This is a genomic window from Achromobacter sp. Marseille-Q4954 (assembly GCF_943737025.1).
Lineage (GTDB): Bacteria > Pseudomonadota > Gammaproteobacteria > Burkholderiales > Burkholderiaceae_B > Achromobacter > Achromobacter bronchisepticus_A.
Genome location: NZ_CALSFQ010000001.1, coordinates 3,117,024 through 3,142,285 on the forward strand (window position 1 = coordinate 3,117,024; position 25,262 = coordinate 3,142,285).

A 25,262-nucleotide genomic window follows, 5' to 3' on the forward strand; every position below is an offset into this window, starting at 1 on the left:
TATTCTGGAGAGGCTTTTAGCCTTATACAATTTAGCTGCTTATGCTATTACTGGGTGCAATAGACTCATGACCGCAACCGTAGCCCCGAAACGCCTGGAGCGCACCCGCGCCGATCTGTCCGAGTTCCTGCGGCTGCGCCGCGAACGGCTCAGTCCCGCCGAACTGGGGCTGCCCGCGGGCGGCCGCCGGCGCACGCCGGGCTTGCGCCGCGAGGAAGTCGCCGCGTTGGCCGGCGTGGGCCTGGCCTGGTACACCTGGTTCGAACAGGGCCGCAACATCAGCGTGTCGGCGGGCTTCCTGGAAAACCTGGCGCGCGTGCTGAAGCTGGACGCGGCCGAACGCCGCCACCTCTACCTGCTGGCGCATCAGCGCCCGCCGTCGGAACCGGGCCGCACCTGGTGCACGGTGCCCGCGCAGGTACGCCGCCTGATGGATGACCTGCCCGCGCGCCCCGCCTACGTGCTCAATCTGCGTTGGGATGTGGTGGTGTGGAACGCGGCCGCGGACCGCGTGTTCAATTTTTCCGCGCAGGCGCCGGGGCGCAGGAATCTGCTGTGGATGTTGTTCGCGGATCCGGCGATGCGCGAACTGTTCGTGGACTGGCCGGCGCAAGCGCCCGCCATGCTGTCCACGTTCCGGCGGGATTTCGCCAGCGCCGGCCAGGCGCCGGACGTCGGGGAGCTGGTGGACGAACTGGAGCGCGTGTCGCCCGACTTCAAGACCTGGTGGCGCGAACACGATGTGCACGGCTCCTGCATGGGGCTGCGCAGCCTGAGCCTGCCGGCCCTGGGCGCGCTGGCGTTCGAGCATTCCACCTTGTCGGTGGACGAAAGCCGGCACTTGCGGCTGGTGGTCTACGCGCCCGCGCCGGATGAACCGAAGGCGGCGGATTTCGAACGCTGGCTGCGAGCCGCGGCGACGCGGCGTGCCAAGGCCGCGCGTGGCACCAGCGAATAGGCGCGCCGTGGGTCTACGGCGCGGCCGCGCGCGGCTCCTATAGTCGGGTCTTCGCCGCATTCCTGCGTCCTGGCGGACGCATACTCCGCCCATGTCCACCGCCACGCTTTCCCGCCGTCATGCCTTGCTGCTGTTGGGCGTGGTGGTGCTGGCCTGGGGCTTTACCTGGATCGTCAACAAACTGCTGTTGCAGCACATGACGCCCATCTGGGCGGCGGCCGCGCGCAGCATCGCTGGCACGGCCGCATTGCTGGCGCTGGGACTCGCGCTGCGCCGCGTGGCGCGGCCGGTCAAGGCCGACCTTCCCGTAATCTTCAGCGTTGGGCTGCTGCATATGGGCGCCTTTGCCGCGCTGGTCAGCCTGGGCATGCTGTACGTGCCGGCGGGCCGCTCGGCCGTGCTGGCCTACACCACGCCGCTGTGGGTGATCCCTGGAGCCTGGCTCTTTCTGGGTGAATCCGTGGGCCGCGCGCGGCAAGCCGGATTGGCGCTGGGCCTCTTGGGCCTGGCCGTCATCTTCAATCCGCTGACCTTCGACTGGACCAATCGCGATGCCTTGCTGGGCAATGGCCTGATCCTGCTGGCGGCGCTGTGCTGGGCGGCCAACATCGTCTACGTGCGCGCGCACCGCTGGGTCACGCCGCCGTTCGAACTCGCGCTATGGCAAGCCCTGTTGGCTTCGGTTGTGCTGTCGGCCGTGGCCTATGCCGCCGAAGGCCCGCCGCAAGTGGCGTGGAACGCGGACCTGGCGTGGCTGCTGGGCTATGCCGGCGTGTTCGGGATCGCGGTGGCGCATTGGGCTGCCGTGAATGTAAATCGTGCATTGCCCGCAGGCGTGACTGCCATCGGACTGTTGGGCGTGCCCGTGTTCGGTCTGCTATGCGCGGCCGTGTTCCTGGATGAGCCGGTCAGCGCCTCGCTGCTGGCGGGCATGGCGCTCATTGTGGGAGGGATCGCGGCTGGGGTGATCGAACGTCGCGCTTGACGGCTGGACTATCGCAGGTATATCGTAAGATATATGTCTTAAGATATAACTCGTACGATAGACACCGGAGGTAAACCATGCGTGATGCCCAATTCCTTACCGCATTCGTGCGCCGAGCCCGCCAGAAGCCGCAGGGCCGCCACGGTCATTCCCATTCCCATCATCCTCATGCGCACCACCGCCATCACGGCGAGGGCCATGGCCACCATCAGCGCCATGCCGGCGCGGGCGGCGACTGGTTCTCCGGTCCGGCCGACGAGCGCGGCGAAGGCGGCGGCTTCGGCGGCGGTTTCGGCGATGACGGCCGCGGCTGGACCCGCAGCCGCAAAGTCAGCGCCGACGACCTGCAGCTGATGCTGCTGGGCCTGTTGGAAAAGAACCCCAGCCACGGCTACGAGCTGATCAAGGCGCTGGGCGCGCTCAGCAACGGCTTCTACACGCCCAGCCCCGGCATGGTGTATCCCGCGCTGACCTATCTGGAAGAGCTGGGTTACGCCACCGTCGAGCAAGAGGGCGCGAAGAAGCGCTATCACCTGGCGGAGCCGGGCCGCGCGCATCTGGACGGCAACCGCGAACGCCTGGCGCTGATGTTCAACAAGCTCAAGCACGTGGCGCGCAAGATGGACTGGATGCGCCAGGCCTGGAGCGGCCAGCCGCGCAACGTCGGCCCCGAAGGCGAAGACACCGCCACCGGCTGGCTGCCCGAATTCGTGGCCGCGCGCCAGGCGCTCAAGCGCGCGCTGCTGGACCGCACCGACGCCTCGCCCGCGGAGCAGCGGCGCATCGCGGCCATCCTGGCCCGCGCCACTGAGGACATCAATGGCCAGGCCTGTTCCTGAAGACCTTATTCCTGGAGTATCCATGACCCGCAACGACCTGAATGTCGAACGCGTCCGCCACAACCTGAAGATGCGCACGCTGACCGTGGCCAGCGTCGAACGCGTCGCCGGCCTGATGGCCCGCGTCACCTTCACCGGCGACGAGCTGCAGGACTTCGTGTCCGCCTCGTTCGACGACCACGTGAAGCTGTTCTTTCCCGCCGATCCGTCCTTGCCGCCGGCGCTGCCGGCCGTGACTCCGGACGGCATCAAGTTCCCCGAAGGCGCGCCCAAGCCCGCCGCCCGTGACTACACGCCGCGCTTTTTCGACGCGGCGCGCAAGGAACTCGTCATCGATTTCGTGCTGCACGGCGACGGCCCCGCGTCCACCTGGGCTGAACAGGCCGAACCCGGCCAGCAACTGGGCATAGGCGGGCCGCGCGGCTCCTTCGTCGTGCCGACGGGCTTCGACTGGCATGTGCTGATCGGCGATGAAACCGCCTTGCCCGCCATCGCCCGCCGCCTGGAAGAGCTGCCGGCCAGCGCGCAGGCGCTGGTGCTGATCGAAGTGCCGGATGCCTCCAATGAAATCCCGCTGGCCACCGCGGCGCAGGCTTCGGTGCGCTGGCTGCATCGCAACGGCACCGCGCCGGGCTACAGCACCCTGTTGCTGGAAGCCGCGCGCGAGCTGACGCTGCCGCCGGGTGAGGGCTATGCCTGGGTGGCCGCGGAATCGGCCGCGGCCAAGGCGGTGCGGGAAATCATGGTGGCGCAGCACGGCGTCGACAAGAGCCGCATCCGCGCCGCCAGCTACTGGAAACGCGGCGCCGTGGCCGTGCACGAATCGCACGAAGGCTGAATCGATGCGTAGGCTGGCAAGGGGATAAAGACCTTCAGCCGCCAGCCAACGCCAGCAGATTGCGCACGCGCCCGCCCGCGCCTTGCTCGCGCACCGCCAGGCCCAGCACCGCGCGCGGCCAGTCCAGCGCGAAGGGGCGATACACCACGCCGTCGGGACGCAGATGGCGCAGCGATTCCGGCACGATGGCCACGCCCATGCCCGCCGCCACCAGGTTCACCGCTGACGACAGTTGCGGCGCGCGCTGGCCGATCTGCGGATTCAGCCCATGCTGGCGGCAGGCCGCCATGATGTCGGCGCTGAGTCCATAGCCGGATTTGCGCGAATACAGGATGAAGCGTTCCTGCTCCAGATCGGCGGGCGCCAGCCGCTTGCGCCGCGCCAATGCATGGCCCAGCGGCAGCGCCACCACCAGCGGTTCCTGCGCCAGTTGCGTGAACGCCAGGCCGCCGTCCAGCGCGAAGGGCGGCCGCACGAAGGCCGCGTCGATCGCGCCGCTGCGCAGCTGCGCCACCAGCGTTTCGCTATCGCCCTGCGACAGCGTCATTTCCACGTCCGGATAGCGCTGCCGGTACTGCCGTATCAGTTCCGTCACCACGCCGCTGAAGGACGCGGACTCCGTGAATCCCAATGTCAGTTCGCCGACTTCGCCGCGCGCGGCCCGCTGCGCCGTACGCACGGCGGCCTCGGCGCGTTGCAGGATATCCTGCGCGCAGACCAGGAAGGCGCGTCCGGCATCGTTCAGCGCGACGCCGCGGCCGGTGCGATCGAACAGCGGCGTGCCGACTTCCTGCTCCAGCTGGCGGATCTGCTGCGACAGCGGCGGCTGCGCCATGCCCAGCTGTTCCGCGGCGCGAGTGAAGTGCTGGGCCTCGGCGGTGGCGACGAAGTAACGCAGATGGCGCAGTTCCATATCTGTACTCTTAAAGTATTGATTATCAATTTTCCATATATTGGACATTCTATTGCGACGCGCCGATCATGCATACATCGACGACACCCGCAAAGGAATCCGTATGCATGCCCCCATCAAACCCAGCACCCTGTTGCGCCAGCACCTGGCCCGCGACATCGTCGTGGCGCCCGGCGCTTATGACGGCATGTCCGCGCGTCTGGTGGCCGCTGCGGGTTTTTCCGCTGTCTACGCCAGCGGCGGCGCCATCGCCCGCGCGGCCGGCTATCCGGACATCGGCCTGCTCAGCTTTACCGAGGTCATGGACCGCGTGGAAAAGATCGTGGACGCCAGCGGCCTGCCGGTGGTGGCTGATGCCGATACCGGCTTCGGCGGCTCGGCCAACGTGGAGCGCACGGTGCGCATCATGGAACGCGCCGGTGTGGCGGCCTTCCATATCGAAGACCAGTCCTTTCCCAAGCGCTGCGGCCACCTGGACGACAAGAGCCTGGTTCCCGCCGAGGAAATGTGCCGCAAGGTGCACATCGCGCGGCAGACCCTGAGCGACCCCGATGCGCTGGTGATCGCCCGCACCGACGCCATCGCCGTCGAAGGCTTCGAGGCCGCGCTGTCGCGCGCCGAACGCTACCTGAAGGCGGGCGCGGACATGATCTTCGTGGAAGCGCCCGAGACGCTGGAGCAGATCCGCGCCATCGCCGAACGCCTGCCGGGTCTTAAGCTCATCAACATGTTCTACGGCGGCAAGACGCCGCTCACGCCGCTGGCCGACCTGGCGGCCATGGGCTACCGCCTGGCGATCATTCCGTCGGACCTGCAGCGCGCCGCCATCCACGCCATGCAGGCCACGCTGGCGGCGATCAAGCAGACGGGCGACAGCAGCGCGCTGGCCGATCAGCTCACCAGCTTCAAGGAGCGGGAAGAGATCGTGCAGACGCGCCGCTACCTGGCGCTGGACGCGCAGTAGGCGCGCGGCGCTAGCGGGTGCAGCGGCTGGGCAGGCTCAGCGGCCACAGCCGCTGGTTGTGCGAACCATACAGCGTGCGCATGCCGCATACCATTTCCACCCGCGCCACCTGCTTGCCGGAGGCGTCGATGATCATCGACTCTTCCACCGTGGACACCACCGCGCGGCCGTTGCTGAACGGCGCGACCGCCCGGTAATCCGCGGCGATCGCCAGCTTGCCCTGCGCGTCCACGTAACCGTAGCCGCTATCGATGCCGACCGGCGCCAGGCCCTCGCGCAGCGGGCCCAGCGCGTCGAACGCGGGACCGGCCAGGGCGCCCTTGCCGTCCAGCGCGCGCATGCCGCGGTTGGACACGCGTGTTACCGCGCGGCCTTCGGAATAGGCTGACGCAAGGCCCTCGACGGAGAGCCGCTTCTTGCCGTCCAGGCCGGTGTAGTCGGTCATCTCCCGGTTGCCCGCGTAGTAATGCCGCAGCAGCATGTCGGAGCCCTGCGGCCAGCGCCATTCGCCGGCGGGCAGCGCGGTCACGGTCTTGCCCTGGTCGTCGATCAGGCGCGGACCGTCTTCGCCCGTCAGCAGGGCGCGGGCGGGCTCGCCGCGGAAGGTGCCGGCAGTGGCGGACAGCGGTGCGATCTGCCATTGGCCCTGACTGTCCAGATAGCCCTGGCGCGGCTGGCGGCGCAGCACCGTCCAGTCGCCCATGCGCACGTAGTCCGCGTCCTCCATGTCGACCGCTTCCGAGCCGTCAGGCGCAATGGTCCAGCGGTGCTTGTCGTCGCTGGCCGCAATGGCGCCGTCGCTGTCCACGCCGACCGACAGCTTGGGGCGGAAGGCGGTCAGCGCGCGGCCTTCGGCGTTGAAGACGGCGGCGGGACGTTCGTACTCTTCCTGCTGCGGGCCGGCCTGGCGCAGCTTCCAGATCTTGGCGGCGATGCGTTCGGCGCTGTGATGGCTGGGCGGCACGATCCACTTGCCTTGCAGGTCGATGACCCCGACGCGGTCCTGGCCCAGCGAGGCGACCGCCTGGCCGTCCAGGAAAAGGCCGATGTCCTGGAACGCGGGCGCGGCGATTTCCTTGCCGGCGACGAAGTCGTACAGGCCCCAGGGCGAGCCCTCGGCCGCCGTCTTGAGGAAGCGGACCACGCCGGGGGCGACGATCTGCGCTTCGAAGAAATCGCGGGGCAGGTCGTAGGTCTTGCCGTTGCGGTCCAGCATGCGGCTCACGCCATCGGCGTAGGCCGGCGCATAGCCATGGCGGAACGGCCCGATGTGCTGCTGCGCGGGCAGATCCATGGGCTTGCCCATGGCATCGAGCAGCAGCAGGCCCGCGGCGGTCTGGGCGGCGTAGCGCAACTGCTCCGCCTTGAGTCCTGCGGCTTCCGCATCCGCCTGCGTGTCGTAATCCTCGTCGGATCCGTCCAGCGGGATGATGCTGCGCCAGGCCGGGTCGGAGGCAATGCCGCCGTCGGCCAGCAGCAGGCCGGCGCCGTCCTCGGTGCATTGGCAGTGGTCCTGGGCCAGCAGGCCCAGCGCGCTGCCGGGTATGTCCAGCGGCAGCTTCTTGAGCGAGCGGCTCTTGGCGGCTTCCACGGTTTCGGGCTTGAGCAGCAGGCGGCCTTCATCGTTCAGCACGTTGAGCAGTTCGCCTTCCTGCTTGAACAGCCACAGCTTGCCCTGGCTGACCACCATCCTGCCGGTGTCCTTGAGCCAGGCGGGAGCCGTTTCGCCGTGCAGCCAGTTGCCCGTCGGCGTCAACAGGCCGACCGGTACGCGTTCCTCGTTCGAGAACAGCACGTAGCCGTTCTGGTCCTCGGCCACGAACAGGCCCGCGCCCAGCGTCAGCGGCTCCGCGCGCCCCGGAACCAGCGCCACCTGCTTGCCGCCCGAGGGGTAGACGATGGCATCGCCGTGGCGCTGTGATTCCTGCGCCTCGGCGGACTTGAGCGTGACGACGGGCTTGCCGCCGCTGTCCAGCACCACATAGGAACCGCGGCCGAGCTCGGCGCTCCAGAATGCCTTGGTCACGGGCGTCAGGCTGCGATAGCCCTGGTCGGCGCCCACGGGCTTGCCGTCGCGGTCCAGCAGCAGCGCATCGCCGCCGCCATAGGCGACGGCCATCGAGCCGTCTTCGCCCGGCACCGAGATGTCCTGATAGTTGGGCTCGAGCACCCACTTCCAGTCCCGGTCCACCAGGCCGTACCGGCCTTCCTTGTTGATGGCGATGTACAGGCCGTTGCCATAGGACTTGAAGATGCTGACATCGGCGTCGCTGTAGCGGCGTTCGCCGGTGCTGGAGCGGTATTCCGGCTTGTACTCCACCGTCGCCAGCGCCGGCACGCCCGCGCCCACGTGCAAGGACTGCACCCCTTCGTCCATCGGTTCGCCCACCGGCTGGCCCTTGCGGTCGATCAAGAGATAGCGGCCGTCCAGCACGGCCACGGTCAGGCCGATCTCGGCATAGTCCTGCACGGCGTCGTAGCGCGGCGGCACCGCCATCCGGCCTTTGGTGTCGATGAAGCCCCACTTGCCTTTCCATTTCACCGCGGCCAGGCCGTGACGGAAATCGCCCACCGCCTCGAAGATGGGCGAAATCGCCAGCCGGCCGTTCTGGTCCAGGAAGCCCCAGGCATGGCGGCGCAGCGAATGATCGCGCGGCACGCGGTCGATGTTCACCAGCGCGGACGGCAGCAGCACTGCGGCGCGCTGGTCCGCCAGCGTGCGGATGCAGCCGTTGGCGTAGGGGCTGATATCGTCGTCGGCCGCGACGCTATACGGCTTCTCATCGATGCAGTACGAGTATTGCGCATGCGCCGACAGGGACGCGCCCAGCGCGGCCAGGGCGCAGGCAAGGCGGGTGGTGCGTATCGCGCGTGACTTCATGGTTGTTTCGCTTTGGCGTTGTCGGGGGCGAGTTCGAACTTGTCGGCCACGGGGCAATCCATTTTCTGCTGCGGCCAGGTAATCCTGCCCTGGTCGTCCAGGATGGTTACCGTGTCGCATACCTCGGTGAACGTGGCGATGGGCACGCCCTTGGTGTCGATGTACTGCGTGTTCCGGCCCTGATGGTTGCTGCGGACCAGCGCGCGTTCCTCGCTGAAGTTGCCGGCCCAGGTAAAGACGGGCGGAATCGCATAGCGTCCCGTCAGGTCGATATAGCCATATAGCGTGCCGGAATACTGCAGGCGGCGCGCCACCGCCAGGCCGTTGTTCAGCGGGCCCAGCGTGTCGAAGTGCGGTCCCACGATGCGCTTGCCGCTGGCATCGATGAAGCCATGCCTGCCATTGCCCGAGCGGCTGCGATAGGGCGCCACGCCTTCGTTGGCGCTGCGGTCTTCCACGCTGTAGGTGCCGTCGATGCGCGTGATCTCGCGGCCTTGCAGGTCCGTCATGATGCTGACGGAATTTTCCGAGTCGTGGAACACGATGCGCTGCATGGTTGCCAGCGGCGAGCCGTCGCCCAGCTTGCCCAGCACGGTCTTGCCGTCCTGGTCGATCACGCGGTAGCTGGAGCCGGTGTAGGCGCGCGCCAGTCCCTCGGGCTGCGCGAAGAAGGGATTGAACTCGCCATAGATGGCCGGGACCTTCATGTTGCCGCGCGCGTCGATGGCGCCCTCGCGGTCGTCATGTTCGATGTAGAGCCAGTGCTGGTACAGCTCCGTGCGCTTGGCCCGGCCGTCGGAGACGCGCGTGGCGCCGCCCTGTGCGTCGAACACCATGGTTCCTCCGCTCGCCAGCGCGCCCAGGTAGCGTCCGTCCTTCAGGCGCTCCGGCTTGCCGGTCACGGGCTCGCTGGACTTGCCGGTACGCAGGTTCACCAAGCGGTAGGTGGCATCGAAAGAGCTGCGGGCGCGCTGTCCGGAAACGTTGTCCTCGACCAGCATGAGGCCGTTGCCCAGATACTCGAGCTTGTACGAGCTCTCCTGCGTGGCGGGCACGACCCATTTTCCTTCGCGGTTCATGACGCCCCAGCGATCCTGCTGCTGGACCTTGGCCCAGTCGTCTTCGAACTTCTCCATGCTTTCGTACACGGGCTTGACGGCGGGCGCGCCCTTGGCGACGTTCCAGATGCCCCAGCGGTTCTCGCGGTTTTCGTCCGGCGCGCGGTACTGGATCAGTTCGCCGTCGAAGTACCTGGCGCCGTCCAGCACCTCGGCCGGGACCGCGACGGCCTTGCCGCGGGCGTCGATCAGCTGGTCGCCGTCGCTGCGGCTGCGTCCCGAGGCCGCCTGCGCGTAGCCGCCGCGGAACGGATGGATGACGCTGTAGCGGGGCGGCACCGACCAGTTGCCGTCGGCATCGATAGCGCCATATTTGCCGTTGGCGGCGCGCACGGGCAAGGGCATGGACACGTCGTAGCTGGACATGTCCTCCCAGTCCGGGTTGGTCACGATCTTGCCCTTGGCCGTCAGGATGCCGAGAGGCTGCGTATAGTCCAGCGGCCGCAACAGGGCCAGCGGCAGGCTGTCCGCGCTGGCCCGGCCGTGGGCGGACTCGCGGGCGGAAAAAGGCCTGATGTCGTAATCCTGCAGGCGAGCGAGGGTGTCTGCGTCCAGCAGCGGCTTGCCTTCGCGCGTATAGATCTGCAGCAGGCCGCCGCCGGTGTCGGGAGCGGCATCCGCGCTCGTCGCTTGCATGGTGGCTGCGGAGGCGTCCACTGCAGCGGCTGCTACGTCCATTGCGGCAGGCGTGGCGACGTCGACGGCCACGGTCTCGGCTTCCGAGGCGGCGGCTGCTGCGGCGACCGCTTCCTGCGCGGCAACTGCGGCGTCGGCCGAGGCCTCCACCGCCTCGCCGGGGCCATCATCAGCGACCGCGGCGGCGCCGGCTGCTGCGGCATCGGCTGCCGCGGCAGCATCGACCGCCATATCCACGGCGCGCGGAGGCAGGGATGCCGTCACCCAGGCCTGCCCGTTGCTCAGCTGCACGCGGCCATTGCGCGCGTCTATCTTGCGGAAGTTGCCGGCGGGGTCGATCAGCAGCACGGCGTCGTCATCGATCATGACGCGCCAGCCCTCGCGTTCATCCAGGCCGATGTAATTGCCCTTGAATGCATGCTGGACGCCGAGCTTGCCGTTCAACAGCAGCGCTTTGCCCGCGCCTTTCTGCTTGACCAGCCACAGCCCCGGCCCCGCCAGCTGCACGTGCTCGTAGCGCTGCTTGTGGATGGTCTTGCCGCGCGGATCGACGAACGTCCAGCCCGCGTCGCGGCTCACCGCCAGCACGTCGCCGTCGCGCAGCGCGGGTTCGCGGGCGCGCAACACGTCCGGTGCGATCGCCCAGCGGGCCTGCTCGTCCAGCAGGCCCCACCAGCCGCTGTAGCGCGAATCGCGCAACTGGGCAGGCAGGTAGCCGCCGCTGGGCGCAGCCAGCGCCATGACGCCGGCGGGCAGCGCCGTCGCCTTGCCGGTTGCAGTGTTGAACAGGCGTGGCGGCATGGGCATCTCCATCGATGCCAGCTTCTGCCCCCGTTGGAAGCCCCAGGAACGCGTGCCCAGCTCGAAGGTCTTGACGATGTTGCCCTTGCGGTCGATCAGCACGTCGTGCCCGTCTTCCTCGGCCAGCGCAGTGCCCTCGGCGTTAAAGCCCGTCGCCTCGGAAAAACGCGGCTTGATCGCCCATTGCCCTTGCGTATCGATATAGCCCCATAGCCCATCCTGGTTCACGGCGGCCAGGCCGTTCTGAAAGGACTTGGCCTCGCGGAAGGACGGCGCGATGGCCATGCGGCCTCGCTTGTCGAGATAGCCCCAGCGTCCGGCGTCGTCATCGGCCGACCCGGTCAGCACCGCGGCCAGGCCTTCATGGAAGGCCTGCTGGCATTCCAGGTTGGCGCCGTTGTATTCGTTGTAGCCAGGGGCGCACTGGTCGATCCAATTGGACCTGGCTTGCGCCGCGCCGGGGACGGCGGGCAGGGCGGCCAGCGCCACGGCCAGCGCCAGCGGTTTGAGGGCGAGCGGGGTCTTCATCGTGCAGCGGCGCGGGCTGCAACCGCGCAAGCGTAAAGGCCGGGCTGGGCGTGCCACATGGTCGTATGCCTGCCAAGAATGATGGGAAAGGCAGCACTGTAACCAGCGTCAGCCTGCAATTGCACGGCAAATGTAACTGTAGAAAACAAACCGTTAACAACACCGCTGCCGCTGCCCGGAAAGCGCGGGTTTCAGGACTGCGATGGCATTCCCGCCATGCATGCAGCGGACAAAAAATAATCGGTTGATGCGTGCGCCCGGCGGCCCTGTAATGGACGCCGGTGCCTGCTTGCACGCAGGCGACGTTCCACTGCCGAGGTCCGCCATGCCCGTCCTGCGCAAGTCTTCACTGGATGCTTCTCAGCTGTTGCTGCTGGTCCTGGCTGGCGGCGTCATCATGGGCCTGGCGCTGGGCGTGCGCCACGTGCAGGGCCTGTTCCTGCTGCCCGTCACGATGGACCGGGGCTGGAGCCGCGAGACCTTCGCCATGGCGCTGGCGGTGCAGAACCTGACCTGGGGCGTGGCCCAGCCCTTTACCGGCATGATTGCCGACCGCTACGGTTCGGCCAAGGTGATCGCGGGCGGGCTGGTGTTCTATGCGCTGGGGCTGGTGGGCATGGCGCATGCCGCTACGCCCGCAGGGTTTCTGTGGACTGCAGGAGTATGCATAGGCATCGCGCTGTCCGGCACCGCGTTCGCCGCGATCTATGGCGCGCTCAGCCGGCTGGTGGCGCCCGAACGCCGCAGCTGGGCGCTGGGCGTGGCGGGCGCCGTGGGCGGCCTGGGCCAGTTCACCATGGTGCCGGCCGCGCAATGGCTGATCAGCGGCTGGGGCTGGGTCGCGGCCTTGCTGTCGTTCGCGCTGGCGCTGGCCGTGCTGCTGCCCTTGGCTTGGCCGTTGCGGGAGTCTCCCGGCCGGGAGCAGGGCGCGTCCGCGGGCGAGGCGGGGCTGTCCATGTCCGCAGCCATACGCGAAGCCTTTGCCCAACCTGGCTTCTGGTTGCTGAACCTGGGTTTCCTGGCCTGCGGCTTCCAGCTGGCCTTCATCGGCACGCACCTGCCCGCCTACTTGATGGACAAGGGCCTGCGCGCGTCCGACGCGGTGGCGGCGCTGGCCATCATCGCGCTGACCAACGTCATGGGCACTTATGTCTGCGGCGTCCTGGGCGGACGCCACCGCCGCAAGTATCTGCTGGCCGGCATCTACCTGCTGCGCACGGCCGCCATCGCACTGTTCGTGCTGCTGCCGCTGTCGTCATGGACCGTATACGTGTTTGCGGCGGTCATGGGCTTTGTCTGGCTGGGCACGGTGCCGCTGACCAATGGCCTGATCTCGCAGGTGTTTGGCGTGCGCTACATCACGACCCTGTTCGGCTTCGTGTTCTTCGGCCACCAGCTCGGCTCCTTCCTGGGCGTGTGGCTGGGCGGCGTGGTGTTCGAGGCCACCGGGTCCTATGACCTGATCTGGCTGGGTGCGATGGCGCTGGGCGTGTTGTCGGCGGCGCTGCACTGGCCGATAGACGACCGCGAGATTTCCCGCGTGCGCGCCGCAGGCGCGGCCGGATAGCGGGCAGCCTACGACGGGCGGCCTACAGCGGCCGGTGCTGCGTGCCCGCGCCCATGGTGATGTGCAGCATGCGACAGGGACCGGCCACCTTGAGCGTGTGCCAGATTCCCTTGGGGATCACATAGGCGTCGCCCGCCTGCATCCGCACGGCTTGCTCGCCCGTCGGCCATTCCAGCCGCAATTCCGCGGCGCCTTCGATCAGGCGCACGACCTCGTCGGCCTGCGGGTGCATTTCCCATTGCGGCCAGTCTCTCTCGAAGGCGTACTCGGACACCAGCCAGCCGAGGCCGAACCGTTCCAGTTCCTTTTCGGGTTGCGACCAGAAGGCGTTTCCGCCTTCGACGGCGGAGCAAGTGCCCGAGGCGTCCAGCAGGAGATAGTGCGACGACAGATTGGTAGTCATGTTGCGCTTCCTGGGGTGAGGGAGGTCGGGCCAGTGTAAAGCGATATCATGTGCATCTTCATCGGCTATAACAGGAGAGGGCGATGCGCCAGGGATTCGACGGGGTCAGGCCCGCGTCCGAGTCTTCCATCGAGATCGGCTTCTTCTATGAAGGCCGGCATTGCGTCGAACGCATCCGCGTCAAGCCCACCGCTGCCAACCTCAAGCGCGCCGCCGACCGGCGGGCCGCCATACTCGAGGCCATCGCGCGCGGCGAATTCGACTACGACGCCGAGTTTCCCAAGCGCGGCGGCGCGACCAAGCCATCACAGGGTTCCGCATGACGAGCGAAAAACAGCTGGACATCAACGATCTGACACCGGACGCCTTCAAGGCCTACGGCTGGATGTTGGGCAAGCCCATGCCGGACGGCAACGGCGTACCCCTGTTCTCCAACCAGGACACCGACTTCTGGCAGGAGCACCAGTTCAATACCGGCGCCGGCGGCGACGCCGAGCTGCTGTGGGTCAACTACCGCAGCCAGTCCTTTGAAATCTCCAGCCTGGAAAAGCATCTGCTGACGCAGCAGGCCATCGTGCCGCTGACGGGCGAGATCATCCAGGTTGTGGCGCGCAGCGCGGCTGACGGCAGTCCGGACCTGGCCACGCTGGCGGCATTCCGCGTGCCACAGGGGCAGGGCGTCTGCATGCGTCCGGGCTGCTGGCACGCCACGCGCGTCACGGACGAGGAAGTCACCTGCCTGATGCTGACCCGCCGGTCCACCACCGTGGACCTGATCCAGCACCTGACCACGGATGCTTCCGCCAGCGAAAGCGCCATCGTGGCGATTCCGGTCCAACGGCTCGAAGCCCAGGCTCAGGCCGCCTAAACGCTGATCTTCGCCGCGAGTCGCGGCGTATTCCCGCTTACCGGCAGGCAGGCGGGATGGCAGACTGCCGCCTCCGGTCATAGCAACCCAAGAATTCCCCCATGAGTGAAGTGTCGATCGAGGCGCTGAGACGAAATCTCGCAGCCAAGATAAAGCAGGCCACCCAAACCCCCAGTCCGCCGCCCACCCGCTGGCAGCGCCTGCGCCAGCGCTTCCTGACGCGCGATCCCAAGGCCCGCGGCCTGCGCGTCCTGACCGCGGTCACGCTGCTGTATCTCTACATCGAATTCAGCTTCAGCGCCTGGCTGCTGGACGTGATGTCCGAAAACGCCAGCAACCGCGTGGACACGGCCGAGGCATGGGGACGCCTGATTTCCGGCTTTGCAGTGGCCCTGCTGTTCTGGCCCGTCATCTTCGCGCGCACCCGCCGATGGCGGGTCACAGTGCCGTTGTTGATCGTCGTGTCGCTGGCCATCATCACCGCGGTGTATCAGGGGGAGCGCAAGCTGATCGACGCCCTGGTGGACAGTTCCACCGCCGAAAGCCGTGCCGCCGCCGTCACCGGCGCCTTGCTGCGCCAAGGGCTGGCGACCGGCACCGTCAGCGCCAGCATGCTCGATGGGCTTTGGGCCGACGAGAACGCGCAGTCGGTGGCCGGCAAGGCTTTCGTGGGCGTAGTGTCCTACATGGCCGCGCAATCCGACGCGGCGCGCCGGCAGACCATGGCGATCGCGCCCGAGGTGGTGCGCGCCGTGATCGAACAGAACGTGGGCGGGCGGGACGCGGAGTACCAGCGTTTCGTCGATAGCCAGGAAGATATCCGCGGCCGCCACAAATACTTCTACGAACGCGGCATCCAGAACCACCAGAAAGAACTGGCGCAAATTCCGGCGCGCGCCGAGCGCGATTGGGAACGCTACCTGGACCGGCTGGACGCCAAGAACCGCAAGTGGGGTCGCGCCCGCCTGCGCGACCGCAGCGGCGAGCTGGTGCCCGGCTTCGTGGCGCCGCGCGTGCGGGACGAAGTGCGCAAGATGGGACTGGACGTGCCAGACTCCTGGCGCACCGGCGATAAGGCCTACTTCGTGCGCCTGGCGCAGCAGAAGTACCGCAAGCAGATGAACGAGGCGCTGCAACGCGAGCTGGAAGGCATGCCGCCCAACCTGGGGCTGGAGGCGTTTGCCGCGCATCCGGTCGTGCAGAAGAAATGGCGCGCGGGGTTGGGCTATCCGGACAAGGTGGCGCGCCTGACGCTGGCCGTGATCTCGGCGGATGAATTCAACAAGCGCTACTACCAGCCGGTGCTGGCCGGTCGCACCATGGACCGCCTGCAGGACTACCGCAGCCAGGCCCGCGACTACGGCGCCGGAGGCAAGCGCGAGGCCGAAGGCAGGAAGGCCTATGAAGCCATGATCGCACCCGTGTTCGCCCTGACGCTGTCGCTGCTGGGCGCGCTGGTCCACATCGGCAAGACCGGCCTGCTGCTCGCGCAGCTTGCGAGCGGCTGGCGCTTCAGGAGTCCGCTGCTCAAGGCGGGGGCGCTGCTGGCCGCGGTGCTGCTGGTCTGCCTGCTGGCGCGCGTGGCCATCAGCACGCCGCTGACCTCGCATCCCACCTATCAGGCTTGGACGCAGGCCGGCGGCGGGCAACCCGTGCTGACGGCGGTGCTGGACACCATGATCAAGATGCAGTCCTTGGCCTACCCTGTGTTCGACGTGGCCAGACAGGGGCTGGAGTTCGTGGCGGGCAAGGCGTCCCGCTAGGCAGGGCGGGCCGTGCCCGTCGTCAGTCCGCCTCGCTGTATTCGTAGCCCAGGCGGGCGAACAGCGGCCACTTGTTGCGGTAGTTGGCTGTCCAGCACATGCCGTAGTAGGCCTCGAATGGTTCGTCCACCGTGCGGACCTGGATCCGCACGGCGGCCTCGGCGTCCGCGGGGCTGAAAGCCTGGCCCGGTTTCGGATACAGATCGCCCTCCCATATCGGCCTGCCGCAATGGGCGCAAAAGTTGGTCCATTGCCCCTGGTTGTCGGGGTTTTGGCGGTAGCCGGGAGACAGCGCCTGCATGGTCTGCGTCACGGTGGGCGACAGTAGCCAGGTCTGGGAAATCAGCGCGGGGTCGGCAATATCCAGCCATTGCGGCGGGCTGAACAGCCATGTGCTGAATGCAGCGGGGCTCAGCCCGGGGCTGTCGGCATCGGCTTCATCCAGCTCGATGTCGGCTTCGGTGCATTGGTGGCCGGGCGGCACGGCCAGGGCGTGCACCGGCGTTTCTTCGCCGCATCGCGTGCACGTATGCGCCGCCTGCAGCACGAAGTAAGAGGACGCGCGTATGTTCATCTGCGGGTATTCCGCGGCCGTATCTAGCGTATGCATGGGCTGGTGCTGTTCCTGTTCGGGCTCGCCGTTTCTTCTACATCGCCGGGAAATATGCCAGAATTCCCCGGAATTTACGCTTTGAATGCGATGCCGGCCGCATGGGCGTCGCCAACCTCACGCAGTGTTGTGTTGGAGCACCGGATGCGCGATAGCCAGAGTAGCACTGGATTTTCCACCAAGGGCCGCAGCGTCGGTCCGGCGCTGATGTTGGCGCGCCTGGCCGTTGCGGCCGCGCTGGCGGGCGGACTGGCGGGATGCGTATTCAACTCCCACGATGCGAGCGGCTCGCAATCGGTCGGCATCGACGGCGTCACGGCGCAGCAGGCGCGCGGCATCGCCCGCGAGGCCTATCTCTACGGCACGCCCATGGTTGCAAGCTACCAGACCATGCATGCTTTCAGCATCGACAAGAACAACCCTCAGTACAAAGGTCCGTTCAATACCGTCAACAACGTCGCGCGGGTTTTCACGCCTGAAGATACCGCCTTCGTCACGCCCAACGCCGATACACCGTATACCTTCGCGGTCCTGGACCTGCGGACCGAGCCCGTGGTCATCACCGTGCCCGCCATGGAGCCGCGCCGCTACTTCGTGCTGCAGCTGATGGACCTGTACACCTACAACTTCGCCTACATCGGCAGCCGCAGCACGGGCAATGGCGGCGGCCGGTTCCTGGTTGCCGGCCCGCGCTGGAAGGGCAAGGCGCCGGCCGGCATAACCAAGGTGATCAGGTCGGAGACCGACCTGGTCAATCTGGTCGGGCGCACGCAACTCTTTAACGCGGGCGACCTGCCCAACGTCAAGCGCATCCAGTCGCGCTACAAGATCCAGACGCTGTCCGCCTACCGCAAGCAGCGCGCGCCCGAGCCGGCGCCGGCGGTGGACTGGATAGCGCCCGAGCCTTCGGCGCAGATGCGCAGTTCGCTGGAGTTCTACAACCAGCTTGCCTTCCTGCTGCAGTTCGCGCCGGCCCATCCTTCGGAACAATCGTTGCGCGAACGTTTTTCCAGCATCGGCCTGGAACCCGGTCAGGAGTTCGACTTCAGCAGCATGAATCCCGCATTGCGCCGCGCCTTGCGGGAAGGCATGCACGACGGCCAGAACGACATCGACAAGAACCGCGAGGCCCTGAACGGCAAGACCGACCGGTTGTTCGGCGACCGCAACACACTGAAGAACGATTACCTCGCGCGCGCCACCGGCACGCAGGTCGGCATCGGCGGCAACAGCCGCGAGGAAGCGCTCTATCCCGTGCTGGAGAACGACAGCACAGGCCAGCCGCTGGACGGCCGCAACCAATACACCTTGCGCTTCGCCCCGCGCAGCCTGCCGCCCGTCAATGCATTCTGGTCCATGACCATGTATCGCCTGCCCGAACAGTTGTTGGCGTCCAATCCGCTCAAGCGTTACCTGATCAATTCGTCCATGCTGCCGTCGCTCAAGCGCGACCGCGATGGCGGCATCACGATCTACATCCAGCCGGAGTCGCCAGGCAAGGGCAAGGAGTCCAACTGGCTGCCCGCGCCGGCCGGGCCCTTCATGGTCACGTTGCGGTACTACTGGCCCAAGCCCGCGCTGCTGGAAGGCAAATGGACTTCGCCGCAGATTGAACGGGTCCGGCAGGCGCCGCAGGCCAGGCCCGCGCTGTCCCCGCTCCAGGTTCGACACTAGCGGCGGTCTGGGCTACAAGAAGGCCTCGCGCAGGCCGGCCATCGACGCCCGGCCGGGCGCAGTCGGGCAACCGACCACCCAGGGAGGCTCGCGCCGCATGAAGCGCAATTTCAATATTCACGACCTGCGCATTTTCTACGCGGTGGTCATGACCGGATCGACCCGGCAGGCTGCGCAGTCCATGCACCTGACGCAGCCGGCGGTCAGTCACGCGATATCCCGCCTGGAAGGCGCGACCGGCGTGCAGCTGTTCGACCGGTCCCACAAGACCTTGCGCCCCACCGAGGCCGGCCAGTACCTCTACAGCGAGGCCAAGTTCGTGCTGGATGAACTGGTCCGCATCGACGAGGCCCTGCACAGCATTGAACAATTCGGCGGGCGCGGCCTGCGCATCGCGTCTTCGCCCGCGCTGGCGCTGGGTTACGCGCCCGACGCGGTGCGGCGCTACCTGGACGCCAACGGCACCCGGCCTTTTTCCATAGATATCGAATCATCCGTGCAGGCCATCAGCGCGGTCGAAACCATGCGCGCGGACTTCGGCCTGGGCGCGGTGGAACGCGACAGCGCCCGCCTGGCCTTCACGCCGTTCCTGCGAGCCGACGTCATGGCCATCGCGCATCGCGATCATCCCTTGGCGGCGCGCGACACCATCGCGGCGGCGGATATTCCGCCAGACACCTACGTGAAACCCTTGTGGTCCGACTATGTAGTGGCCCAGGGCGACATCGCGGATACGCTGTTGCTGAGCTCCGGCATGCGGGCGCACATGTCTCTGCTGCCGGGCACGGTGCGGGCGGTCCGGGGCATCAGCCTGGTCAATGCGCTGTCCGCCTGGGACATCGTGATGGCGTATCCCGATCTGGTGGCCCGGCCTCTGGCGTCGCGGCAGTGGTTCGATTTCTACCTCATCACCCGCAAGGAAGAGCGCGGCCAGGACCTGGCCGCGCGGCTGCTGGACGCCCTGCGCGCCACGGCGCAGGACCGCCGCCAGGGCGTCTATGCCCATACGGTCCAGTTGCTGGAGTAGGCCACGGCCTTACTCGGCCGGCGGCTGCCAGGGCAGCGATTGCAGGTCGCCGTCTATGCTGATCGCCTGCCCGCTGATCATCGTCCCGAAGGGGCTGGCCAGGAACAAGGCCATGTTGGCGATGTCGGCGGCCCGCACGAACTGCCGCAGGCTGACGCCAGCCAACTCCAGCCGGGTCTCTTCTTCCACGGTCAGGCCCATGTTCCTGGCGCGCGCCTCGATCACGCGGTCGATCCGTGGCCCGGCCACCAAACCCGGCAGCAACGCGTTGACGCGGATGCCATAGCCGCCGAGCTCGACCGCGAGCGAGCGCGTCAAGCCCACCACGCCCCACTTGGTCGCGGCGTAGGGCGTGCGCATGGGGATGCCCATGCGGCCAGCCACCGAACTGATGTTGATGATGCTGCCGCCGCCCGACGCGCGCAGCGCCGGCAGCGCATGGCGCACCGTGTGGAACTGCGATGCCAGATTGATGTCCAGCGTTGCATCCAGCTCCTGTGGCTGGATGTCCGCGATGCCCGCCGTGGGGCCGGCGATGCCCGCGTTGTTGACCAGCACGTCCAGGCCGCCCAGCTGCGCCAGCGCTTCCTGCATGTAGCGATCGATCTCTTCGCGCCGGCTCACGTCGGCGCGCGAGCAAGGGTGAGGGCTGGCCGCCAGCGCCTGCTCATCCACATCGCAGATGTGTACGCTGGCGCCGCGGTCCGCGAATGCGCCGGCGATTGCCGCGCCGATGCCAGCGGCGCCCGCGGTCACGATGACGCGCTTGCCCGATAGGTCCACGGGCAACGCGGAGATGTCCCCGGGAACAGCGTTCTTCACAGTCATGCCAGATCCTTGTCGTTACGCCTCAGGGCTTCATCAAACGGCAGGTCGATTCCGCCGGCGAGGTATAGACCTGGTCGCCCGGCACCCGGGCCACCAGCTTGTAGTAATCCCAGGGCGCCTTCGACTCCGCCGGGCTCTTTACCTGCATCAGGAACATGTCGTGCACCATCAGGCCATCGGCGCGGATCTTGCCGTCCTTCACGAAGAAGTCGTTGACCGGATTCGCCTTCAGCCATTTCATGATGGTGTCGCCATCGGTGCTTTTGGTGGCTTCCACCGCCTTCAGATAGGTGGTGGCGGCGGAATAGTCGCCGGCCTGCAGCATCGACGGCTTTTTCTTCATGGTGGTTTCGAAGCGCGCGGCCCACTTGCGCGAGGCATCATCCTGGTCCCAGTACCAGGCCGTGGTCAGGTACATGTTCTGCGCGGCTTGCAGCCCCAGCGCGTGCACGTCCGTGATCAATACCAGCAGGCCCGCGATCTTCATCTTCGGCGTCAGGCCGAATTCATTGGCGGCCTTGACGGCGTTGCTGGTGTCGCTGGCCGAGTTCGCCAGCCCCAGTACCGATGCGCCGGATGCTTGCGCCTGCAGGATGAAGGAAGAGAAATCCGCCGCGTTCAGCGGATGCCGGACCCGCCCCTTGACGTTGCCGCCGTCGGCCTGCACCACCGCTGATGCATCGCGCTCCAGCGCGTGTCCGAAGGCATGGTCCACCGTCAGGAAGTACCAGTCCTTGTTGCCTTCCTTCATCATCGCCCGGGCCGTGCCGCGCGCCAGCGAAACCGTGTCGTACACATAGTGCACGGTGTAGGGCGTGCATTGCGAATTCGTCAGCTCGGAGGCGCCCGCGCTCACCACGAAGAACGGCGTCTTCTTTTCTTCGGCCACTTTCGCCATCGCCAGCGCCGCCGCCGAATTGGCGCCCGCAATCAGCATGTTCACGCCTTTCTGGTCCAGCCATTCACGCGCCCGGGACGAGGCGATGTCGGCCCGGTTCTGGTGATCTGCCACCAGCACCTCGACCTTCTTCCCGGCAACCACGCCGCCCAGGTCCGCCACCGCCATCTTGATCGCCTCGGCGCCGCCCGGGCCGTCGGCGTCCGCCGACAGGCCGGACATGTCGGTGATGAAGCCGATGCGGATCACGCCGTCGTCGGCTTGCGCCATGCCGGCAGTCCCCAACAGCGCCGCGAGCGCGGCTGCGCACAATGTCTTTTTCATGTCTGGTCTCCCCACTGAATGGATCTGGTTCAGAACGCGACGTTGTCGCGGCCCTTCAATTGCAGCGTTTCGCGCGCCTCGTCGGGCGTGGCAATCTGTAGTGAAAGGTCTTCCAGGATGCGGCGGATCCGCCGCACCTGGTCCGCGTTCGAGCGCGCCAGTTCTCCCGGCCCGTCCCACAGCGAATCCTCCAGGCCCACGCGCACGTTGCCGCCCAGGGTCGCTGCCATCGTCGCCAGCGGCGTCTGCTTGCGGCCGGCGGCCAGCACCGACCAGATGTAGTCGTCGCCGAACAGCCGGTCCGCGGTGCGCTTCATCATCATCACGTCTTCGGGATGCGTGCCGATGCCGCCGCGTATGCCGAACACGGACTGGATCAGGAATGGAGGCTTGAGCAGCTTGCGGTCGACGAAGTGCGCGGCGGTATACAGGTGCCCGATGTCGTAGCACTCGATCTCGAAGCGCGTGCCGTTGTCGCCGCACGAGGTCAGGATGCGCTCGATGTCCTTGAAGGTGTTCTTGAAGATCAGGTCATTGCTGCCTTCGAGATAGGGACGTTCCCAGGCGTGCTTGAACTCCTTGAAGCGCTCCAGCAGTTCGTACATGCCGAAGTTCATCGACCCCATGTTCAGCGAGGCGACCTCGGGCTTGAATTGCAGCGCCGGCGCCATGCGGTCGGCCAGCGGCAACACGGGCGAGCCGCCCGTGGTGATGTTGATCACCACGTCCGAAGCGTTCTTGATGCGGGGCAGGAACTGCGCATACAGCGCGGGATCCTGGGTCGGCTGCCCGGTATCGGGCTGGCGCGCGTGCAGATGCACGATGGCGGCGCCAGCCTGGGCGGCATCCAGCGCGGATTGCGCGATCTCGTCGGGCGTGACGGGCAGATGGGGCGACATCGACGGCGTGTGGACCGATCCGGTAATGGCGCAGGTGATGATGACCTTGTTCCTGGACTTTTTCATGGGCCTCGGGCTGCGCGCTTGCGCATGCGTTCTTGATGGTTTTCATGGCCCCGGCTGTCTCCTCCGGGTGTGGGCCATTCTGTCCCACGCTCGCCGCCCATGTCACCTGAACAGAAATAATCAATTGATAGGATTTCCGGTGCTGCGGTGCAGCGACGCCCGACGCGAACGCTGCGCGTGAGCCCTGACAGGACTACAATTTACCTATGCCGGAACGCCCGTTCCGACAGCTATCCGATCACGCAGAAGTCGCCTCCCATGCTTGATATCCAGACCCTCCGCCCGCTGCGGGCCATGCAGCCCGGGTGCGGCCAGATCCGCCTGATGCAGGTGCCGGCATGAGCTACGTCCTGGCGGTGGATCTGGGTGGCACGCGCTTTCGCGCCGCGTTGGTGGACGATCGCGGCGGCATCGCGCATTCGTGTTTCATCGAAAGTCCGGCGCGTGCCAGTCCTGCCGCCCATCCGGGCTGGGACGAGATCGACGCCGATGACTGGTGGCGCGGGCTGCAAGCCCTGGCCGATGCGCTGGCGGCGCAGGCGGACGCCGCTTTCAATGCGGTGGAGGCCATTGCGATCTGCGGCGTCACGCGCACGCAGGTCTTCATCGATGCGCATGGCGCCGCCATCCGGCCGGCGATCACCTGGCGCGATACGCGCGCGGCGGCGGATGTGGAAGCATGGCTCGCGTCTGTGCCGTCGTCGCATCCCGAACATGGACAGATCAACGCCTTCCATCCGTGGGCGCGCGTGGCCTGGCTGTTGCACGCCGAACCCGAACACGCGGCGCGAGTGCGGCTGGTGCTGGAACCCAAGGATTACCTGAATTTCCGCCTGACCGGACGCGCCGTGAGCGACACCGTGTCGATGGCGCGGCTGGCGGCAGCGGCGACGGCCGGGCCCGACTGCGCCGACCTGTTGACGGCGACGGGAGCCGATCCGGCCTGGGTGCCGCGCCTGCTCGACCCGCTGGAGGTCGTCGGCGTCGTGCAGGCGGGCCTGCCGGGCGCGTTGGCGCGTCTGTCGGGACGTCCTGTCGTGGCTTGCGCCAACGACACCTGGGCGGCCGTGGCTGGCCTGGGCGCATTGCGCCCGGGTTACGCCTACAACATCTCCGGCACCACCGAAGTTTTTGGCGCCGTGGGCGCGGAGCCGGTGCAGGCCCAAGGCCTGATGACGGTGGACTGGGGCGGCGGGCATCACCAGATTGGCGGACCAGGCCAGAATGGCGCGGATACGGTGGCGTGGCTCTTGCCGCTGCTGGGCCGCCTGGGCGACGAAGGCATGGCCGGGGTGGGCGAGGCCATGGACGCCTTGCTCGACGCGCCGCGCGATCCGCAGCCGGCGCTGTTTCTTCCCTATCTGCAAGGCGAACGGGTGCCGTATTGGGATCCGCACCTGCGCGGCGCCTTCCTGGGCTTGAACCGCCGCCACGGCCCCGGCGACTTGGCCTGGGCGGTGCTGGAAGGGGTGGCCTTCCTCAACCGCATCGTGCTGGAGCGCGCCGAAAGCGCGCTGGGCAGTCCCGTGGAAGAAATCCGCTTTGGCGGCGGCGCGGCGTCCAATGCCCAATGGTGCCAGGTCAAGGCCGACATCTGCGAACGTCCGCTGGTGGTAGGCCAGGCCGAGCAGCCCGGCGTGCTGGGCGCGGCGGTCGCCGCCTGGACCGGTCTGGGCCGCTACGGCAGCTTCGCGTCCGCCCAGGACGCGCTGGTGCGCGTGGCGCAACGCTACGAGCCCCAGGCCGAGCGGGCGCATGCCTATCGCCGCATGTACCGCCAGTTCCGCGCCGCGGAAGCCGCGCTGGCGCCCGTGTCGCGCGCGCTGGCCGGCATCGACATGGGCTGATGGCCCAGGTATAAACTACCTCGCCATCAGCGGGGCGCAGCGACGCGCCCACATAACAAGCAAAACGCAGCAAGGGTTGAGTCGATGCGCGGCATCCTGGAAAAGTACGGCACGGCAATCGCGGGATTGGTCCTGGTGGTTTTCTTCGCATTGGCGGCCCCGAATTTCGCGGCACCCAATAATCTCTTGAACATCGCCAAGGAAACCAGCTTCCTGGCCATCATCGCCATCGGCTTTACGCTGGCGCTGGTCACGGCCGAACTGGACCTGTCCGTGGCCGACGTCGCCAGCCTCGCGGCGGTCGTCACGGGCGCCCTGGTTCATACCGGTCAGCCGGTGCTTCTGGCGATAGGCGCGGGCCTGGGCGTAGGCCTTTTGTGCGGCCTCGTGAACGGCATCGCCGTCACGCGGCTGCGCGTGCCCTCACTGATCGCGACGCTGGGCATGGCGGCCATGGCGCGCGGCTTCGCCTTCATGTTGACCGATGGCGTGTCCTATGTCGGCCGCTGGCCCGCCGTCTTCACGGACCTCGCGCGCGGCAAGCCCTTCGGCGTTCCCGCCCTGGTGCTGTGGATGCTGGGCGCCGTGCTGCTTGCCTACTTTTTGGTGAAATGGACCCGCACCGGCGCCCGCATGACCGCCACCGGCGAGGCCGGCGAATCCGCGCGGCTGGCGGGCATCAACATCCGCGCCATGAAGAGCATAGGCCTGGCGCTGTCCGGCCTGTGCGCGGGGCTGGCGGCCGTGCTGCTCACATCCAGCCTGTCTTCGGCCGCGCCCAACATGGCCGGCGACTACTTCCTGTACGCCATCGCCGCGGTGCTGCTGGGCATGACCATGTTCAACCCCGGCCACGCCAACATACCTGGCACGCTGGTGGCCGCGCTGATCCTCAAGGTGCTGGGCAACGGCCTGGTCCTCATGGGCGCGCCGTATTACGTGCAGGACATCGTTCTGGGCTTCATCATCATCGCGTCCGTCGCGGTGTCATCGGCCGTGCTGAAGAAAGCGGCCTTCAAATTCTGAT

21 protein-coding genes are annotated in these 25,262 nt (G+C 67.2%); 13 read left to right on the forward strand and 8 right to left on the reverse strand.

Translation table 11 applies throughout. The features are described 5' to 3' along the window. Positions 1–67 precede the first annotated feature (67 nt). The 4 genes from NGK62_RS14640 to NGK62_RS14655 all read left to right on the forward strand — a co-directional run bounded on the left by NGK62_RS14640 (position 68) and on the right by NGK62_RS14655 (position 3,620). A complete protein-coding gene (locus NGK62_RS14640) occupies positions 68–958 on the forward strand; it encodes a helix-turn-helix transcriptional regulator (protein WP_118931458.1) in 891 nt (296 codons plus the stop codon). A gap of 91 nt (positions 959–1,049) precedes the next feature. Further along, positions 1,050–1,943 carry a DMT family transporter gene (locus NGK62_RS14645; protein ID WP_251878847.1) on the forward strand — a complete coding sequence of 298 codons (894 nt, stop codon included), beginning with the start codon at positions 1,050–1,052 and terminating at the stop codon, positions 1,941–1,943. 77 nt (positions 1,944–2,020) lie between these two features. Next, complete coding sequence (locus NGK62_RS14650) at positions 2,021–2,782, forward strand: PadR family transcriptional regulator (RefSeq protein ID WP_223283274.1); 762 nt, start codon at positions 2,021–2,023, stop codon at positions 2,780–2,782. A 22-nt stretch (positions 2,783–2,804) separates the two neighbouring features. Then, positions 2,805–3,620 carry a siderophore-interacting protein gene (locus NGK62_RS14655; RefSeq protein WP_118931460.1) on the forward strand — a complete coding sequence of 272 codons (816 nt, stop codon included), beginning with the start codon at positions 2,805–2,807 and terminating at the stop codon, positions 3,618–3,620. Between the two features lie 34 nt (positions 3,621–3,654). Here the strand turns inward: NGK62_RS14655 and NGK62_RS14660 are convergent, their stop codons facing one another. Then, complete coding sequence (locus tag NGK62_RS14660; RefSeq protein ID WP_251878849.1) at positions 3,655–4,533, reverse strand: LysR family transcriptional regulator; 879 nt, start codon at positions 4,531–4,533, stop codon at positions 3,655–3,657. A gap of 103 nt (positions 4,534–4,636) precedes the next feature. Here NGK62_RS14660 and NGK62_RS14665 point away from each other — a divergent pair, with 103 nt between their 5' ends. Then, the gene (locus NGK62_RS14665) at positions 4,637–5,497 is read left to right on the forward strand and encodes an isocitrate lyase/PEP mutase family protein (protein ID WP_251878851.1); all 861 of its coding nucleotides are present in this window, start codon (positions 4,637–4,639) and stop codon (positions 5,495–5,497) included. Between the two features lie 10 nt (positions 5,498–5,507). On the opposite strand, the gene NGK62_RS14670 is transcribed toward NGK62_RS14665, so the two are convergent. After that, positions 5,508–8,378 (reverse strand): WG repeat-containing protein, encoded by a 2,871-nt coding sequence (locus NGK62_RS14670; RefSeq protein WP_251878852.1) that lies wholly within the window; start codon positions 8,376–8,378, stop codon positions 5,508–5,510. Further along, positions 8,375–11,461 (reverse strand): WG repeat-containing protein, encoded by a 3,087-nt coding sequence (locus NGK62_RS14675; RefSeq protein WP_251878854.1) that lies wholly within the window; start codon positions 11,459–11,461, stop codon positions 8,375–8,377. Before NGK62_RS14675 ends, NGK62_RS14670 begins: the two co-directional genes overlap by 4 nt. 325 nt (positions 11,462–11,786) lie before the next feature. On the opposite strand from NGK62_RS14675, the gene NGK62_RS14680 reads away from it, so the two are divergent. Further along, positions 11,787–13,028 (forward strand): MFS transporter, encoded by a 1,242-nt coding sequence (locus tag NGK62_RS14680; protein WP_059373963.1) that lies wholly within the window; start codon positions 11,787–11,789, stop codon positions 13,026–13,028. A gap of 22 nt (positions 13,029–13,050) precedes the next feature. Here the strand turns inward: NGK62_RS14680 and NGK62_RS14685 are convergent, their stop codons facing one another. After that, positions 13,051–13,431 (reverse strand): cupin domain-containing protein, encoded by a 381-nt coding sequence (locus tag NGK62_RS14685; RefSeq protein ID WP_059373962.1) that lies wholly within the window; start codon positions 13,429–13,431, stop codon positions 13,051–13,053. Positions 13,432–13,514: 83 nt separating this feature from the next. Between NGK62_RS14685 and NGK62_RS14690 the strand changes: the two genes are divergently transcribed. The 3 genes from NGK62_RS14690 (at position 13,515) to NGK62_RS14700 (ending at position 16,062) form a co-directional block, all read left to right on the forward strand. Then, the gene (locus tag NGK62_RS14690) at positions 13,515–13,754 is read left to right on the forward strand and encodes an Arm DNA-binding domain-containing protein (protein WP_059373961.1); all 240 of its coding nucleotides are present in this window, start codon (positions 13,515–13,517) and stop codon (positions 13,752–13,754) included. Further along, on the forward strand, positions 13,751–14,299 hold the full coding sequence (locus NGK62_RS14695) for an ureidoglycolate lyase (RefSeq protein WP_059373960.1): 549 nt from the start codon (positions 13,751–13,753) through the stop codon (positions 14,297–14,299). Before NGK62_RS14690 ends, NGK62_RS14695 begins: the two co-directional genes overlap by 4 nt. A gap of 101 nt (positions 14,300–14,400) precedes the next feature. Then, positions 14,401–16,062: a hypothetical protein gene (locus NGK62_RS14700; protein ID WP_251878857.1), complete on the forward strand. Its 1,662-nt coding sequence runs from the start codon at positions 14,401–14,403 to the stop codon at positions 16,060–16,062. Positions 16,063–16,084: 22 nt separating this feature from the next. Here NGK62_RS14700 and NGK62_RS14705 read toward each other — a convergent pair whose 3' ends face one another. Then, positions 16,085–16,672: a hypothetical protein gene (locus NGK62_RS14705; RefSeq protein WP_251878859.1), complete on the reverse strand. Its 588-nt coding sequence runs from the start codon at positions 16,670–16,672 to the stop codon at positions 16,085–16,087. Positions 16,673–16,816: 144 nt separating this feature from the next. On the opposite strand from NGK62_RS14705, the gene NGK62_RS14710 reads away from it, so the two are divergent. Continuing rightward, positions 16,817–18,346, forward strand: coding sequence for a DUF1254 domain-containing protein (locus NGK62_RS14710; RefSeq protein WP_251878861.1), 1,530 nt, complete (start codon positions 16,817–16,819; stop codon positions 18,344–18,346). A gap of 97 nt (positions 18,347–18,443) precedes the next feature. After that, positions 18,444–19,373: a LysR family transcriptional regulator gene (locus NGK62_RS14715; protein WP_118931467.1), complete on the forward strand. Its 930-nt coding sequence runs from the start codon at positions 18,444–18,446 to the stop codon at positions 19,371–19,373. 9 nt (positions 19,374–19,382) lie between these two features. Here NGK62_RS14715 and NGK62_RS14720 read toward each other — a convergent pair whose 3' ends face one another. From NGK62_RS14720 to kce, 3 genes are read right to left on the reverse strand one after another with little or no spacing between them, the layout of a single operon-like run. Then, positions 19,383–20,201, reverse strand: a complete 819-nt coding sequence (locus NGK62_RS14720; RefSeq protein WP_251878863.1) for an SDR family oxidoreductase — start codon at positions 20,199–20,201, stop codon at positions 19,383–19,385. A gap of 22 nt (positions 20,202–20,223) precedes the next feature. Beyond that, complete coding sequence (locus NGK62_RS14725) at positions 20,224–21,423, reverse strand: ABC transporter substrate-binding protein (protein ID WP_251878865.1); 1,200 nt, start codon at positions 21,421–21,423, stop codon at positions 20,224–20,226. 29 nt (positions 21,424–21,452) lie between these two features. Continuing rightward, complete coding sequence (kce, locus tag NGK62_RS14730) at positions 21,453–22,388, reverse strand: 3,5-dioxohexanoate:acetyl-CoA acetone transferase (protein WP_059373954.1); 936 nt, start codon at positions 22,386–22,388, stop codon at positions 21,453–21,455. 338 nt (positions 22,389–22,726) lie between these two features. Here kce and NGK62_RS14735 point away from each other — a divergent pair, with 338 nt between their 5' ends. Further along, the gene (locus NGK62_RS14735) at positions 22,727–24,235 is read left to right on the forward strand and encodes a xylulokinase (protein WP_251878867.1); all 1,509 of its coding nucleotides are present in this window, start codon (positions 22,727–22,729) and stop codon (positions 24,233–24,235) included. 84 nt (positions 24,236–24,319) lie between these two features. Beyond that, positions 24,320–25,261 carry an ABC transporter permease gene (locus NGK62_RS14740; protein WP_059373952.1) on the forward strand — a complete coding sequence of 314 codons (942 nt, stop codon included), beginning with the start codon at positions 24,320–24,322 and terminating at the stop codon, positions 25,259–25,261. Position 25,262 lies beyond the last annotated feature (1 nt).

What these genes read in the sequence shown, in the direction of transcription:
- NGK62_RS14645 (WP_251878847.1), top strand. Translation starts at nt 1,050, where the DNA reads ATGTCCACCGCCACGCTTTCCCGCCGTCATGCCTTGCTGCTGTTGGGC.
- NGK62_RS14640 (WP_118931458.1), top strand. Translation starts at nt 68, where the DNA reads ATGACCGCAACCGTAGCCCCGAAACGCCTGGAGCGCACCCGCGCCGAT.
- NGK62_RS14665 (WP_251878851.1), top strand. Translation starts at nt 4,637, where the DNA reads ATGCATGCCCCCATCAAACCCAGCACCCTGTTGCGCCAGCACCTGGCC.
- NGK62_RS14650 (WP_223283274.1), top strand. Translation starts at nt 2,021, where the DNA reads ATGCGTGATGCCCAATTCCTTACCGCATTCGTGCGCCGAGCCCGCCAG.
- NGK62_RS14695 (WP_059373960.1), top strand. Translation starts at nt 13,751, where the DNA reads ATGACGAGCGAAAAACAGCTGGACATCAACGATCTGACACCGGACGCC.
- NGK62_RS14725 (WP_251878865.1), bottom strand. Translation starts at nt 21,423, where the DNA reads ATGAAAAAGACATTGTGCGCAGCCGCGCTCGCGGCGCTGTTGGGGACT.
- NGK62_RS14675 (WP_251878854.1), bottom strand. Translation starts at nt 11,461, where the DNA reads ATGAAGACCCCGCTCGCCCTCAAACCGCTGGCGCTGGCCGTGGCGCTG.
- NGK62_RS14680 (WP_059373963.1), top strand. Translation starts at nt 11,787, where the DNA reads ATGCCCGTCCTGCGCAAGTCTTCACTGGATGCTTCTCAGCTGTTGCTG.
- NGK62_RS14705 (WP_251878859.1), bottom strand. Translation starts at nt 16,672, where the DNA reads ATGCATACGCTAGATACGGCCGCGGAATACCCGCAGATGAACATACGC.
- NGK62_RS14740 (WP_059373952.1), top strand. Translation starts at nt 24,320, where the DNA reads ATGCGCGGCATCCTGGAAAAGTACGGCACGGCAATCGCGGGATTGGTC.
- NGK62_RS14700 (WP_251878857.1), top strand. Translation starts at nt 14,401, where the DNA reads ATGAGTGAAGTGTCGATCGAGGCGCTGAGACGAAATCTCGCAGCCAAG.
- NGK62_RS14720 (WP_251878863.1), bottom strand. Translation starts at nt 20,201, where the DNA reads ATGACTGTGAAGAACGCTGTTCCCGGGGACATCTCCGCGTTGCCCGTG.
- NGK62_RS14735 (WP_251878867.1), top strand. Translation starts at nt 22,727, where the DNA reads ATGAGCTACGTCCTGGCGGTGGATCTGGGTGGCACGCGCTTTCGCGCC.
- kce (WP_059373954.1), bottom strand. Translation starts at nt 22,388, where the DNA reads ATGAAAAAGTCCAGGAACAAGGTCATCATCACCTGCGCCATTACCGGA.
- NGK62_RS14660 (WP_251878849.1), bottom strand. Translation starts at nt 4,533, where the DNA reads ATGGAACTGCGCCATCTGCGTTACTTCGTCGCCACCGCCGAGGCCCAG.
- NGK62_RS14710 (WP_251878861.1), top strand. Translation starts at nt 16,817, where the DNA reads ATGCGCGATAGCCAGAGTAGCACTGGATTTTCCACCAAGGGCCGCAGC.
- NGK62_RS14690 (WP_059373961.1), top strand. Translation starts at nt 13,515, where the DNA reads ATGCGCCAGGGATTCGACGGGGTCAGGCCCGCGTCCGAGTCTTCCATC.
- NGK62_RS14655 (WP_118931460.1), top strand. Translation starts at nt 2,805, where the DNA reads ATGACCCGCAACGACCTGAATGTCGAACGCGTCCGCCACAACCTGAAG.
- NGK62_RS14685 (WP_059373962.1), bottom strand. Translation starts at nt 13,431, where the DNA reads ATGACTACCAATCTGTCGTCGCACTATCTCCTGCTGGACGCCTCGGGC.
- NGK62_RS14715 (WP_118931467.1), top strand. Translation starts at nt 18,444, where the DNA reads ATGAAGCGCAATTTCAATATTCACGACCTGCGCATTTTCTACGCGGTG.
- NGK62_RS14670 (WP_251878852.1), bottom strand. Translation starts at nt 8,378, where the DNA reads ATGAAGTCACGCGCGATACGCACCACCCGCCTTGCCTGCGCCCTGGCC.